At 68.1% G+C, this 12,551-nt stretch carries 13 protein-coding genes and 1 riboswitch; of the genes, 8 read left to right on the forward strand and 5 right to left on the reverse strand.

Annotated features, from left to right (window positions below; translation table 11 throughout):
• The first annotated feature begins 115 nt into the window (after window positions 1-115).
• From VSO01S_RS23765 to VSO01S_RS23780, 4 genes are all read left to right on the forward strand, one after another.
• Window positions 116-1,486 (forward strand): TAXI family TRAP transporter solute-binding subunit, encoded by a 1,371-nt coding sequence (locus VSO01S_RS23765; RefSeq protein WP_068645259.1) that lies wholly within the window; start codon window positions 116-118, stop codon window positions 1,484-1,486.
• Complete coding sequence (locus tag VSO01S_RS23770) at window positions 1,483-2,826, forward strand: threonine/serine exporter family protein (RefSeq protein WP_068645260.1); 1,344 nt, start codon at window positions 1,483-1,485, stop codon at window positions 2,824-2,826. The genes VSO01S_RS23765 and VSO01S_RS23770 overlap by 4 nt, the downstream gene beginning before the upstream one ends.
• A gap of 78 nt (window positions 2,827-2,904) precedes the next feature.
• Window positions 2,905-3,081, forward strand: a riboswitch (FMN riboswitch).
• 112 nt (window positions 3,082-3,193) lie between these two features.
• A complete protein-coding gene (locus tag VSO01S_RS23775; protein ID WP_068645261.1) occupies window positions 3,194-3,709 on the forward strand; it encodes a 6,7-dimethyl-8-ribityllumazine synthase in 516 nt (171 codons plus the stop codon).
• 53 nt (window positions 3,710-3,762) lie between these two features.
• Window positions 3,763-4,320, forward strand: a complete 558-nt coding sequence (locus VSO01S_RS23780; protein WP_068645262.1) for a DUF924 family protein — start codon at window positions 3,763-3,765, stop codon at window positions 4,318-4,320.
• 30 nt (window positions 4,321-4,350) lie between these two features.
• Here the strand turns inward: VSO01S_RS23780 and VSO01S_RS23785 are convergent, their stop codons facing one another.
• Both VSO01S_RS23785 and VSO01S_RS23790 read right to left on the reverse strand, forming a co-directional pair.
• Window positions 4,351-4,566 carry a hypothetical protein gene (locus VSO01S_RS23785; protein ID WP_068645263.1) on the reverse strand — a complete coding sequence of 72 codons (216 nt, stop codon included), beginning with the start codon at window positions 4,564-4,566 and terminating at the stop codon, window positions 4,351-4,353.
• A 152-nt stretch (window positions 4,567-4,718) separates the two neighbouring features.
• Window positions 4,719-5,957 (reverse strand): MFS transporter, encoded by a 1,239-nt coding sequence (locus VSO01S_RS23790; RefSeq protein ID WP_068645264.1) that lies wholly within the window; start codon window positions 5,955-5,957, stop codon window positions 4,719-4,721.
• 88 nt (window positions 5,958-6,045) lie between these two features.
• Between VSO01S_RS23790 and VSO01S_RS23795 the strand changes: the two genes are divergently transcribed.
• From VSO01S_RS23795 to VSO01S_RS27350, 4 genes are all read left to right on the forward strand, one after another.
• Window positions 6,046-6,939 carry an AraC family transcriptional regulator gene (locus VSO01S_RS23795; RefSeq protein ID WP_084242079.1) on the forward strand — a complete coding sequence of 298 codons (894 nt, stop codon included), beginning with the start codon at window positions 6,046-6,048 and terminating at the stop codon, window positions 6,937-6,939.
• An 11-nt stretch (window positions 6,940-6,950) separates the two neighbouring features.
• On the forward strand, window positions 6,951-8,645 hold the full coding sequence (locus VSO01S_RS23800) for a SulP family inorganic anion transporter (RefSeq protein ID WP_068645265.1): 1,695 nt from the start codon (window positions 6,951-6,953) through the stop codon (window positions 8,643-8,645).
• A 184-nt stretch (window positions 8,646-8,829) separates the two neighbouring features.
• On the forward strand, window positions 8,830-9,453 hold the full coding sequence (locus VSO01S_RS23805; RefSeq protein ID WP_068645266.1) for a glutathione S-transferase: 624 nt from the start codon (window positions 8,830-8,832) through the stop codon (window positions 9,451-9,453).
• Between the two features lie 142 nt (window positions 9,454-9,595).
• On the forward strand, window positions 9,596-10,225 hold the full coding sequence (locus VSO01S_RS27350; RefSeq protein ID WP_153305400.1) for a DUF6988 family protein: 630 nt from the start codon (window positions 9,596-9,598) through the stop codon (window positions 10,223-10,225).
• 293 nt (window positions 10,226-10,518) lie between these two features.
• On the opposite strand, the gene arfB is transcribed toward VSO01S_RS27350, so the two are convergent.
• The 3 genes from arfB to VSO01S_RS23820 all read right to left on the reverse strand — a co-directional run.
• Window positions 10,519-10,932 carry an alternative ribosome rescue aminoacyl-tRNA hydrolase ArfB gene (gene arfB / locus VSO01S_RS23810; RefSeq protein ID WP_068645267.1) on the reverse strand — a complete coding sequence of 138 codons (414 nt, stop codon included), beginning with the start codon at window positions 10,930-10,932 and terminating at the stop codon, window positions 10,519-10,521.
• On the reverse strand, window positions 10,932-12,116 hold the full coding sequence (locus VSO01S_RS23815; RefSeq protein WP_068645268.1) for an acetyl-CoA C-acyltransferase family protein: 1,185 nt from the start codon (window positions 12,114-12,116) through the stop codon (window positions 10,932-10,934). Before VSO01S_RS23815 ends, arfB begins: the two co-directional genes overlap by 1 nt.
• Before the next feature lie 99 nt (window positions 12,117-12,215).
• Window positions 12,216-12,551, reverse strand: a 336-nt coding sequence (locus VSO01S_RS23820) for a response regulator transcription factor (protein ID WP_161944471.1), incomplete at its 5' end; no start/stop codon positions are given.

Here is a 12,551-nt window from a genome sequence, read left to right on the forward strand (position 1 = left end):
GCGGTGGCGCGGGCCACGCTGCGCGCCGTGCGGGCGGCGCGCGCCATCGACGTGCTCTCGGGCGGCGTGCCGCTGCACATTCCCTGCGCGGCAGACATCCAGGGCGTGCGCTGAGATGCCCAAGACCCTCAAGCTCATCCTGCTGTCGATCCGCGACCTGCTGGTGTCGGCGGGCCCGGTGGCCTTCATCGTCGCCGGGCTGCTGGTGCTCGCCTACTGGTGGCTCGACCCGCAGCCGCCCAAGCAGGTCACGCTGGCCACCGGCCCCGCCGGCAGCGCGTATGCGGAATTCGGCAAGCGCTATGCGGCGGCCCTCAAGCCCAATGGCATCGAGGTCATCCTCAAGCCCACCGACGGCTCGCTCGACAACCTGGAACTGCTGCGCAAGGGCGAGGCCGACGTGGCCTTCGTGCGCGGCGGCAGCGCCAACCCGGTGGCCGACGAGGAGGCCGGCCTCACCTCGCTGGGCGCGCTGTTCTACGAGCCGCTGTGGGTGTTCTACCGCGGCGAGGTGGCGCAGCGCCTGGAACAGAAGAAGAAGTGGAGCGAGCGCAAGAAGAACGGCGAGCATTCCGAGCTGAATGCGCTGGTGCAGCTCAAGGGCGTGAAGCTCAACATCGACAAGCCCGGCAGCGGCGTGCCGCAGATCGTGGACCAGCTGCTGCGCGCCAACCACATCGACCCCCAGTCCATCGAGCTGTCGCACCTGGAGCAGACGCCGGCGGCCGAGGCGCTGGAGGCCGGTCTGCTCGACGCCATCGTGCTCGCGTCGGCACCGCAGTCGCCGCTGGTGCAGAAGCTGCTGCGCACGCCCGGCATCGAGCTGATGAACTTCGAGCAGGCCGAAGCATATGTGCGCCGCTTCTCCTACCTGTCGGACGCGACGCTGCCGCGCGGCGTGGTGGACCTGGCCTCCGACCTGCCGACGCATGACGTGACCTTGCTGGCCACCACCACCTCGCTGCTGTCGCGCCAGCAGACCCACCCGGCCCTGCGCCAGCTGTTCGCGCAGAGCGCGCAGGCCATCCACAGCTCGGGCGGCTGGTTCAACCGGGCGCGCGATTTTCCCAACACCCGCACCAGCGAGTTGCCCGTGAGCCCCGAGGGCGACCGCGCCATCAACGGCACGCCGCCCTTCTGGCAACGCTACCTGCCCTTCTGGGCCAGCAACCTGTTCGAGCGCATGTGGCTGGTGCTGGGCGGCCTGGTGGTGCTGATGCTGCCGCTGGGGCGCGTGGTGCCGCCGCTCTACCAGTTCCGCGTGCGCTCACGCGTGTTCCGCTGGTATGCGCAGCTGCGCGACATCGAGCAGCGCGCCGACAGCCGCGCCGAGGCACCCGAGGTGCTGCTGAGCGAACTCGAGGCGCTGGAGGCCAACGCCAACAAGATCACCGTGCCGCTGTCATATGCCAACGAGCTGTACGAGCTGCGCAGCCACATCTATTCGACGCGCCGGCGGCTGACGGCGATGAAGCCCCAGCCATGAGCGAGCCCGCGCAACAAGCCGCCCCCGCGGCGCCGGCCGTTTCCGAGGCCGACATCGCGCAGCAGGAACGGCGCCGGCTGCTGCGCTTCCTGCTGCGCCTGGGCCACCTGCTGCTGGCCACGGGCGCCGCGGCCGGCATGGTGGAGACCACGCTGCGCCGGGTGGCACAGAACTACCAGATCAAGCAGTTCAACACGCTGGCCCTGCCCACCGTGGTGTTCGTCAACTTCGCCGACGAGGACGCCAGCCTGCAGATCGAGTTCACGGCCGAGCAGGGCCTGGTGCTGCGCTTCGACCAGGTCGAGGCGACCTACGAGCTGGTGCGCGATGCCGAGCGCTCGGTCATCGACCCCACCGAGGGGCTGCGCCGCATCAACGCCATCCTGGCCATGCCGCCGCCGCACCGCGCGCGCTGGAGCGTGCTGGGCCACGTGCTGGCCACGGTGGGCATCGCGCTGGTGATCCGGCCCACTGCCGACGTGGTGGGCGCCGCCGCCACCTTCGGCCTGGTGGTGGGCGTGCTGCGCCTGCTCTCGCGCCGCGGCGGCATCGTGAACACGCTGCTGCCCATGTTCTGCGCCTTCGTGGTGGCGCTGCTGGCCCTGCTGGGGGCGCGGCACGGCATCGCGGGCAGCCCGATCTACGTGCTGGTGGCCTCGCTCTACACCTTCCTGCCCGGCGGCACGCTGGCGGTGGCCACGGTGGAGCTGGCCTACGGCGACATCGTCTCGGGCAGCACGCGCTTCATCTCGGGCCTGCTGCAGCTGGTGTTCCTGATGCTGGGCATGCTCACCGCCGCCTCCATCGTGGGCCTGCCGCCGGAGCGGCTGCTGGTGCCGGTGTCCGACGCCGCATCGCGCAGCTGGGCGCCCTGGCTGGGCGTCGTGCTCTTCGCGGTGGGCCACTGGCTGCACTACTCGACGACCCGGCGCGCGCTGCCCTGGGTGCTGGCGCTGCTTTTCGTCGCCATGGCGGGCCAGCAGCTGGGCAACGCGGTCTTCGGCGGCTACATGAGCGGCTTCTTCGCCGCGGTGCTCATCACGCCGGCTTCCTACATCGTGCAGTACCGCTTCGCGGGGCCGCCCTCCATGGTCACCTTCATTCCGGCGCTGTGGATCCTGGTGCCCGGCTCGCTCGGCCTGATCGGCCTGGCCGAGCTGGTGGGCAACGACCGGCTGGCGGGGGTCGAGAACTTCGTGACCACGCTCTTTTCCATCGTGGCCATCGGCCTGGGCTCGGTGGTGGGCACGGCCCTGTACAACATGCTGTTCGAGCCGGTGTTCACCCGCGCGGGGACCATGGCCGACATCATGCTGCGCTACCTGAAGTTGCGGCGCTGAGGCCTTGGGGGCTTGTCCGCGGCGGGACAGCACCGGTTTGCGCGGCGGTGCACAATCGCCGCTCCGGTTTCGGCCGGAAAGCGTTCTCAGGGCGGGGTGAAACTCCCCACCGGCGGTGACGGCCAGGCAGCTTCCTTTTTGGATAGCGGCATGGCACAAGCCCGCGAGCGCCCGCACCCTTTTGGCGGTGCGGGGTCAGCAGACCCGGTTGGAATCCGGGGCCGACGGTCACAGTCCGGATGAAAGAGAGCGCGTGATCGCGCCTTGGCGGGCGTGCGTCGGCCTCCGTGTTGGCGTACGTGCGCTTGGCTGGCGCGGTTCCGTGCGCCCTGATTCAGGCAATCCTGCATTCAACGAGGGTAGCACCATGAGTCAGATCAACGACCTTCCCATCAGCGCTGTTCCCGCTGCCGCCCAAGACGGCGCCGGCAAGCGCTTCGCCTTCGTCCAGGCCCTCTGGCACGACGACATCGTCAACCAGGCCCGCGACGCCTTTCTCGAGGAAATGCTCAAAAGCGGCGTGCCGCGCGAGCAGATCGACATCTTCGAGGTGCCCGGCGCCTTCGAGATCCCGCTGCATGCCAAGCGGCTGGCCGTGTCGGGCCGCTATGCGGCCATCGTCGGCTGCGCGCTGGTGGTGGACGGCGGCATCTACCGCCATGAATTCGTGGCCAACACGGTGGTGTCCAGCCTGATGGCGCTGCAGCTGGAGACCGGCGTGCCGGTGCTCTCGGCGGTGCTCACGCCGCACCACTTCCACGAGCATGTGGAGCATCGCAAGTACTTCCACCGCCACTTCGCCATCAAGGGCACGGAAGCGGCCCAGGCCTGCGTGAAGACGGTCGAGGCGCTGCGCAAGGTGGACGCGCTGCTGGCCGCCTGAGCGGCGCGCGAGCGGCCCGTGTCGCTCGTGCGGCCGGTGGCATCATCGGACGCATGACCCTGCAAGACACACGCTTCTCGCCACGGGCCGTTGTCGACTTCTGGATCGAAGCCGGCCCGCAGAAGTGGTTCAAGAAGGACGCGGCATTCGACGCGCAGTTCAAGGCGCGCTTCCTGGCGGCCCATGAGGCCGCCGCGCGCGGCGCGCTCGACGGCTGGGCGGCGGATGCGCAAGGCGCGCTGGCCCTGCTGCTACTGCTCGACCAGTTCCCGCGCAACGTCTTTCGCAACGACCCGCGCACCTACGCCACCGACGGCAAGGCGATTGCGATCGCCCGCCAGGCGGTGGATGCCGGCCTGGACAAGCAGATCGACGATCCGGGCCTGCGCGCCTTCTTCTACCTGCCCTTCATGCATTCCGAGTCGCTGGCCGACCAGGAGCGCAGCGTGGTGCTGTGCGAGCACGCGGGGCCGGAAAACCTGCGCTTTGCGAAGCACCACCGCGACATCGTGGCGCGCTTCGGGCGCTTTCCGCACCGCAACGCACTGCTGGGGCGCGAGAGCACGCCGCAAGAGCAGCAGTTTCTCAGCGAAGGCGGCTTTTCCGGCTGAGGGGAGCTGCAACCGGGCGGGGTCGCCGGTTCAGGCGAAGGAGGCCAGGCGGCGCAGGCGCTCGAGCTGGCGCGCCTCTTCGGCTTTTCGCAGGCCCCGCGCCGTGCGGGCAGCCACGTGGGAAACGTAGAGATTCTCGACCTCGCGGGCCCAGGCATCGAGCACGGGGCCAGTGCCGCCGGGCATGGGGGGCACGGTCTGGCCGGCCTTCTTGAGGATCTGCGCTTTTTGTTGGGTGCTGAGCATGACAGGCTCCCGGATCACGAAGCTTTCGAATGCGCTCAGCGTACCTTTTTGAAAAGTAGTAGCAATTAGCTACATGGCGTACACCTACGTCAGACTGCACGCAATGCCGCTGAATTTGCGCGCCGACACGCTGTCGGACGCCGCGGCCAAACTCAGGTCGGCACCAGTGCCGTGCGGCGGACTCGCTTGACGTTGAAGGCGCTGGCGACCAGCACCGCCTGCACGACGGCCAGGCCGAGGATGACGCTGCGGTACTGCCCGTGGTCCATCAAGGTGCCGAAGACCAGTGGCGCGGCGGCCTGGCCGATGTCCAGCCCGGCGTAGACCACGCCGTACACACGGCCGGTGGCGTTGGCCGGCGTCGAGCGCTTGACCAGCAGGTCGCGCGAAGGGCCGGCAATGCCGCTGGCAAAGCCCATGGCGCCGAACAGCACCGGCACCACCACCGGCGGGAAGTCGGCCAGTGCCAGCACCAGCGCCACCGTGGCGGCCAGGCCGAAGCCGATGGCCACGATGCGCTCGACACGCGACGGGTCGGCCACCAGGAAGCCGCCCACCAGCATGCCGCCGGCGCTGGCCACCATGTAGGCGGTGAGGCACATGGCCACCAGCGCCACCGGCACCGCGTGCAGGTGGGCCGCCGCCGTGGGCGCGAAGGTCTGCACCACGCTGATCACCACCGCGTAGACGAAGAAGAAGGCGAAGCACATCCACACCGCGGGGATGCGCAGGAAGTCGAAATTGCCGCCTGCTTGCTGCGCGCCCTGGCCGGTGGCCTTGTGCACTTCCTTCACGTCCAGCTCGAGCACGCGGCGATTGAGCCACAGCACGACCAGTACCAGCAGCGCCACGCCGCCGGCCGCGGCCAGGGCCACGCGCCAGGAGAAGGCCATGGCCAGCGGCACCACGAAGACCGGCGCCAGCGCCCAGCCCAGGCTGCCGGTGATGCCGTGCACGCTGTAGGCATGGCCCAGGCGGGTGGGCGCCACCTTGCGGTTGAACAGGGTGTAGTCCACCGGGTGGAACACGCCGTTGCCGATGCCGGCCAGCGCCGCGGCCACGAACAGCATCCAGTAGGCCTGCGCCACGGCATAGACGAAGCCCGACAGCGCCAGCAACCCCAGCCCGGCAAAGAGCACGGGGCGCGGACCCATCCTGTCGACCAGGAAGCCCGAGGCCGCCTGCACCACGCACGAGACCACGAAGAACACGGTGAGCACCGCGCCCAGTTCGGTGTAGGTCAGCGCAAAAGCGTCCTTGATCCAGGGGAACAGCGGCGGCAGGATGAGTTGGCTGAAGTGGCTGATGGCGTGGGCCAGGCCCACCAGGCCGATCAGCTGCGCATCCGCGCCGAGCGAACGGGGGTGGGGTGCGGCAGCGGAGGCGGTCATTTCTGGCAACAAATCTGAAGGGAGTTCTTGATCCTATCCGTGGCTCTCGCGTCAGAATGCCGATACCGCGACAACATTTGTCGAAACCATGCCAAACACTCAAACGCCGCCCCGACGGGCCGCCGCAGCGGCAGCTGCGCGTGCACCGCGCCTGCCGACGCCGGTCCACAGCGTCCAGTCGCTCACGCCGCACCTGTTCGAACCCAACGCGGTGCGCCCGCTGCGTGCCAAGGAGCACTTCCTGAAGGCGGATACGCAGGTGGAGCTGCACACGCACCCCTGGCCGCAGCTGACCTTCTCCACCCGCGGCGTGATCCGCCTGTCGACCCAGGATGGCAGCTACATCGTGCCGCCGTCGCGCGCGCTGTGGGTGCCGGCCAACATGCCGCACAGCGTCAACCTGATCGAGGATGCCGAGCTTCGCACCGTCTACCTGCACAGCTGGATGGCGCCCAGCTGGGAGAACTGCGAGGTGCTGGAGATCAGCCCGCTGCTGCGCGCCCTGATGCTGGCGCTGGACACCACGCCGGACGGCCAGGCGCCGGCCGATCCGCATGCGGCGCAGCGCGAGCGCTGGATCGCGCCGCTGCTCATCGACGAGGTGGAGCGCGCCACCCAGATCCGCATCGACGTGCCGCTGCCCGCCGACAAGCGCCTGCGCCAGCTCTGCGAGAGCCTGCTGCGCGCGCCGGCCAGCCGCGCCACCCTGGCCGAGCGCGCGGCCACCATCGGCGCCAGCGAGCGCACCGTGGCGCGCATGTTCCGCGACCAGCTGGGCATGAGCTGGCAGCAGTGGCGCCAGCAGGCGGTGCTGGCGCATGCCATTCCGCTGCTGGCGCGCGGCATGCCGGTCAGCCAGGTGGCCTCGGCCAGCGGCTATGCCACCGACAGCGCCTTCTGCGCCATGTTCAAGGCGGCTACGGGACAATCGCCTACTTCCTTCCAGCACAAGAAGAAATCCAGCCAGCCCCAGCGCGATTGACTGCAGCCCCGATGACCGACGACGAAGACAACAACAAGAAGCCGCTCCCCAACCGCGACCAGCTCAAGCGCTGGCTGCCCTTTCTCTCCTGGCCCCGGCCCGACCGGGCCCTGCTGCTCAACGAGGCGTCCGCCGGCGTCACCGTCGCGCTGATGGTGATTCCCCAGGGCGTGGCCTACGCCGCGCTGGCCGGCATGCCGCTGGTGACGGGCATCTACGCGGCACTGTTCCCGGCGCTGATCGCGGTGCTGTTCAGCTCGTCGGCGCGTTTGTCGGTCGGGCCCACCGCGCTCACCAGCGTGCTGGTGGGCGCGTCGCTGGCCCCGCTGGCGGTACCGGGCAGCGAGGAATGGGTGGCGCTGGCGGTGTGGCTCACGCTGCTGTCGGGGCTCATGCAGGTGCTGCTGGGGGCGGTGCGCTTCGGCTGGCTGCTGCGGCTGGTGAATTCGCCGGTGCTGATGGGCTTTACCCAGGGCGCGGCGGTGCTGATCACGCTGTCGCAGCTGCCCGCGCTGCTGGGCTTCACCGGCCGCTCGTACGCGCAGTTGCTCAGCGGCCCGCTGCCCGACTTCTACGCCATCGGCTTCGGCCTGGGCGGCATGGCGATGCTGTGGCTGGGCAAGCGCTTCGCGCCCAAGCTGCCCACCACCATGATCCTGGTGGCCGTCAGCGCCGCCATCAGCTATGCCATTGGCTACGCCTTGCAAGGCGGCGCGGTGATCGGCGCCCTGCCCTCGGGCCTGCCGTCGCTCTACATCCCGCACCTGGTCCCGGGCGTGGGCCTGGGCTCGCTGCTGCTGCCGGCCTTCCTGGTGACGCTGGTGAGCTTTCTGGAGACGGCGTCCAGCGCCAAGGTGGACAACGCCAAGGCCGGCACCTTGTGGAACGAAAACCAGGACCTGATCGGCCAGGGCCTGGCCAAGATCGCCTCGGGCCTGACGGGTTCCTTTCCCACCAGCTCCTCCTTCTCGCGTTCGGCCATCACGCTCTATGCCGGCGCGCAGACGCAGTGGGCCACGCTGTTCAGCGTGGCGGTGGTGGCGGCTGCGCTGCTGTGGGCGATGCCGCTGCTCTACAACGTGCCGCAAGCGGTGCTGGCATCGGTGGTGGTGACGGCCACGCTCGGGCTGCTCAAGCCCCGCGCGTTCGTGGCGCTGTGGAAGGTGTCGCGCATCGAGGCGGCGATCTCGCTGGCCACCTTTGCCCTGACCATCGCCTCGGCGCCGCAGATCTACTGGGGCGTGCTGGGCGGGCTGCTGGCGGCGCTGGCGCACTACATGTACCGCCACCTGCATCCGCGCATCATCGAGGTGGGGCTGCACCCGGACGGCAGCCTGCGCGACCGGCACCTGTGGCAGCTGCCGCCGCTGGCGCCCAGGCTGTATGCGCTGCGCATGGATGCCGAGCTGGATTTCGCATCGGCCACCACGCTGGAACGGGCCATCAACACGGCCCTGGCCAAGCACCACGACCTCACCGACGTGTGCCTGTTCGCCCAGCCGATCAACCGCGTGGACATCACCGGCGCCGAGGTGTTCGGCAGCATTCGCCGCGCGCTGGAGAACAAGGGTGTGAAGCTGCACATCTCGGGCCTCAAGCTGCCGGCGCAGCAGGTGCTGGACAAGGCGGGGCTCCTGGTGCCTGGGCCGCTGCTGTTCAGCTATCGGACGGATGCGGAGGCGTTGGCTGCGTTGACGGCTGCTTGATTCCTTTTGTGCGAGCGTTGTGCGGGGTCGGGCGCGGCAAGCCCATGGGGCCCGGGGGCTCCTGCCGGGGCGGTCAGCGCTTCGCGCTGACTTCGTTGCGGTGAAATCAGGGGACGCAGGCCGTCAGCTTTTTTTGGGAGGGACATAAGATTTCGGCCTCCTTCTTTTTGTCTGTGGAGAAACGATGCGACTGATCGGAATGCTTGATTCACCCTATGTCCGGCGCGTGGCCATTTCGCTCGCGCATCTGGGCGTTCCTTTCGAGCACGAGTCGGTCTCGGTGTTCAGCACCTTCGAGAAGTTCCGCGGCATCAATCCCGTGGTGAAGGCGCCGTCCCTGGTCTGTGACGACGGAGAGGTCCTGATGGATTCCTCGCTCATCCTGCAATTCATCGAAGCGGCGAAAGGCAACGGCAACTCGCTGTGGTCCCCGAATCCGGGAGTGCTGCAGCATGAAATACGAGCCGTCGGCCTGGCGCTGGCTGCTTGCGAGAAGACCGTCCAGATCGTCTACGAGCGCAACCTGCGCCCCGCCTCCGCCCAGTACGAGCCGTGGGTCGAGCGGGTGCGCGGCCAGTTGCTGGCGGCTTATGCAGGCCTGGAGCGGGAGGTGCAGGCGCGTCGATCCGCCTTTGCGCAGGCGCGCAGCCAGGCCAGCATCACCACCGCCGTTGCGTGGCAGTTCACGCAGTCCTTGCTGGCCCCCGTTGTGCCGGCCAAGGACTATCCCGCACTGGTTGAACTCTCTGCCCGCATGGAGCGCACGCCCGAATTCCTGAAGTACCCGCCGGACGGCCCCGGCGTTTGACGACGTACCTGCCAGACTCTCTTGCGTGCGTTGGCGCGGGGTCGGGCGCGGCAAATTCAGAATGGGAAAAGCGCCTGCCGATTTTGGACGGGACATAAGATGCCTGTCGTCTATTTCTGGTTGAGCTTTCAAGGGAAGATCGATGGACGCAGACGATTCCACGCTCGTTGCTGCTCTGGCGCAGTCTTATGAAACCAGCAAGTTCATTGCCACCACATTCGGCACCTCGGCCAACCTAAATAGATCTGAGAGAGTTGCCGTTGCAAGCCTCAATCTGTGCCTCGATCATCGGGAAGCCACTTTGCTCTTGGCCAACCATGGTGCGCGCTCTTCTGCCTTCGCGATGATGCGGCCTGTGTTCGAAGCTTGCGTCCGCGGTTGCTGGTTCGGCTTTGTCGCAACCGACTTGCAGATCAATGCGATGTTCGCCAACCGGCTTAGCACGAAGCTGGGACAGATGGTTCGCGCTGTGGGTAAGGAAGAACCGGCGCTCAAGGTGCTGTCGTCAGTTGCCTCAATCTTCAAGGAACAACTCGACCATTTCACTCACGGAAGTGGCCCTCAACTTGCGCGCTGCTTCAACCATGAAGCCATAGCGCCGCGCCATACAGCAGGCGAAGTCATAGATGTTTTGCGATTCATTGACCCCATTGCCCTGATTGCCTGTGCGGCGCGCGAGAAAATCTGCCAGCGTCCGACAGCGCCGTTTCTTGACAGGCTTGCCGCGGCAGGCTCTCCTGCCAGGAAGATCAAAATGCCAGCCGTGCAATAGCGAAAAGCCGTGGTTGGTTGTTCAACAGAACGCCTCCAAGGCCAAGGGCTGTGTGCCGCTGCGCCGGCGCGCCTCTGTGGCGCCGAGGCGCGCAGGCTTCGGGGGCTGCGCACAAGGGCACCTTGTGCGCTTCGTGAACTGACTCATCGCGGCTGTTTGAACGGAGCTGCGCAGCAGCGCAGTGAGTTCCGCGATGCAGCCCCCGAAGCCGAGCACCGAGGGCAGTCGGCGAAGCCGACCGCCGCAGTGGCGCGCCGGCGCAGCGGCACACAGCCCTTGGCCTCGCGCCAACCTCAAAAAGAATCGACCCGCCCCCGAGACCGCTTCAAATCCGATCGCTGGCTCTTGCCCTCAAGACGGCGCTTCTTCGATGCCAAAGTAGGCCGAGTCGCCCGACGAACACGCGGCGCAACAGCCACGCTGTCGACAATGGCCTGCAGGCGAGAAAACGCATCCGCCCGGTTCATGTCATAGCTGCGGTGCGCCTGCGCCTTCAGCACCAGCACGCCCTCCTGCGTGATGCGGCTGTCGCGCGTGGCCAGCAGCCGCTCCTTCACGCCGTCGGGCAAGGAAGACGCAGGAATGTCGAAGCGCAGATGCACCGCGCTCGACACCTTGTTCACGTTCTGCCCGCCCGCCCCCTGCGCCCGGATGGCGCTGATCTCCACTTCGGAAGGATCGATGGCGACTTGCGGGCGAAACGACATCAGACCCGCTCGAAGATGGCAGCGATGCCCTGCCCGCCGCCGATGCACATCGTCACCAGCGCATAGCGGCCCTGCACCCGCTGCAGTTCGGCCAGCGCCTTCACCGTGATGATCGCGCCCGTGGCGCCCACCGGGTGGCCCAGCGAAATGCCCGAGCCGTTCGGGTTGACCTTGGCGGGGTCGAAGCCCAGCTCCTTCATCACCGCGCACGCCTGCGCGGCGAAGGCCTCGTTGGATTCGATCACGTCCAGGTCGCTCACCTTCAGGCCCGTGCGCTCCAGCACCTTGCGCGTGGCCGGCACCGGGCCGATGCCCATGTACGCCGGCTCCACGCCCGCATGCGCATAGCCCACCAGGCGTGCCAGGGGCTTCAGGCCCAGCGCCTTCACGCGCGCGCCTTCGGCCAGCACCACCGCGCCGGCGCCGTCGTTGATGCCCGAGGCATTGCCGGCGGTGACCAGGCCGTCCTTCTTGAAGGCGGGCTTCATCTTGGACAGCACGTCGAGCGTGGTGTCGGCGCGCACATGCTCGTCCGTGTCGAACAGCACCACGCCCTTGCGCGTCTTCACTTCCACCGGAACGATCTGCTCCTTGAAGCGGCCGGCCGCGATGGCGGCGGCGGCGCGCTGCTGGCTCTGCACGGCCAGTGCGTCCTGCTGCTCGCGCGAGATGCCGTAGCGGGCCGCCACGTTCTCGGCGGTGATGCCCATGTGCATCTTCTCCCACGGGTCGTGCAGGATGCCGATCATGTAGTCGATGAGTTGCGCGTCGCCCATGCGCGCGCCGTGGCGGGCCGCCGTATCGAAATACGGGCCGCGGCTCATCGATTCGGAGCCGGCGCCGATGGCGATGTCGCAGTCGCCCAGCGCGATGGCCTGGGCCGCCGACACGATGGCCTGCAGGCCCGAGCCGCACAGGCGGTTGACGTTGAAGGCCGGCGTCTCGATCGGGCAGCCGGCATCCACGGCGGCCACGCGGCTGAGGTACGCGTCGCGCGTGTCGGTGGGAATCACGTTGCCCATGACCAGGTGGCCCACCTCGGCCGCCGCCACGCCGCTGCGCTCGATGGCGGCCCTCACGGCCGTGGTGGCCAGCTGGGTATTGGGAACGTCCTTCAGCGAGCCGCCGAAGGTGCCGATGGCGGTGCGGGCTGCACCGACCACGAAGATGTCGCGCTGGGTCATGGGAAGTCTCTCGATCGATCAGTCAAACAGGGAAAAACAAGGATCGACGCATTCTCGCAGGCATGCGAGAGGCGGGTGCCCCTCCCTGGAGGAGGGTGCTCAGAGCAGCGAATTCTGCTGGGCGCGCGCCAGGGCGCTGGTGCGGTTCTTCACCCCCAGCTTGGCGAAGATGTTGTGCAGGTGCCATTTCACCGTGGCCTCGGACACGAACAGGCTCTGCGCCAGCTCGCGGTTGCCCAGGCCCGCCTTGAGCAGGCGCAGGATCTTCAGCTCGCGCTCGGTGAGCAGTTCCACCGGGTGGGCCGCGGCGCCGCCGGGCTCGGCATGCGCCTCGGGCGGCCGAGGCGACGGCACCACGCTGCGCCCCGCTTCGGCCAGCACCTGCCGCAGGTAGGCATCGGGCGCCTGGCCCTCCCCGTCGGCCGGCTGGCCGGT

Origin of the sequence: Variovorax soli NBRC 106424, assembly GCF_001591385.1 — a bacterium.
GTDB classification, from domain to species: domain Bacteria; phylum Pseudomonadota; class Gammaproteobacteria; order Burkholderiales; family Burkholderiaceae_C; genus Variovorax; species Variovorax soli.

Excerpts from the sequence above, each read along its gene's own strand:
- VSO01S_RS23765 (WP_068645259.1), top strand. The coding sequence starts at position 116 with ATGCCCAAGACCCTCAAGCTCATCCTGCTGTCGATCCGCGACCTGCTG.
- VSO01S_RS23795 (WP_084242079.1), top strand. The coding sequence starts at position 6,046 with ATGCCAAACACTCAAACGCCGCCCCGACGGGCCGCCGCAGCGGCAGCT.
- VSO01S_RS27350 (WP_153305400.1), top strand. The coding sequence starts at position 9,596 with ATGGACGCAGACGATTCCACGCTCGTTGCTGCTCTGGCGCAGTCTTAT.
- VSO01S_RS23815 (WP_068645268.1), bottom strand. The coding sequence starts at position 12,116 with ATGACCCAGCGCGACATCTTCGTGGTCGGTGCAGCCCGCACCGCCATC.
- VSO01S_RS23780 (WP_068645262.1), top strand. The coding sequence starts at position 3,763 with ATGACCCTGCAAGACACACGCTTCTCGCCACGGGCCGTTGTCGACTTC.
- VSO01S_RS23785 (WP_068645263.1), bottom strand. The coding sequence starts at position 4,566 with ATGCTCAGCACCCAACAAAAAGCGCAGATCCTCAAGAAGGCCGGCCAG.
- VSO01S_RS23775 (WP_068645261.1), top strand. The coding sequence starts at position 3,194 with ATGAGTCAGATCAACGACCTTCCCATCAGCGCTGTTCCCGCTGCCGCC.
- VSO01S_RS23770 (WP_068645260.1), top strand. The coding sequence starts at position 1,483 with ATGAGCGAGCCCGCGCAACAAGCCGCCCCCGCGGCGCCGGCCGTTTCC.
- VSO01S_RS23790 (WP_068645264.1), bottom strand. The coding sequence starts at position 5,957 with ATGACCGCCTCCGCTGCCGCACCCCACCCCCGTTCGCTCGGCGCGGAT.
- VSO01S_RS23805 (WP_068645266.1), top strand. The coding sequence starts at position 8,830 with ATGCGACTGATCGGAATGCTTGATTCACCCTATGTCCGGCGCGTGGCC.
- VSO01S_RS23800 (WP_068645265.1), top strand. The coding sequence starts at position 6,951 with ATGACCGACGACGAAGACAACAACAAGAAGCCGCTCCCCAACCGCGAC.
- arfB (WP_068645267.1), bottom strand. The coding sequence starts at position 10,932 with ATGTCGTTTCGCCCGCAAGTCGCCATCGATCCTTCCGAAGTGGAGATC.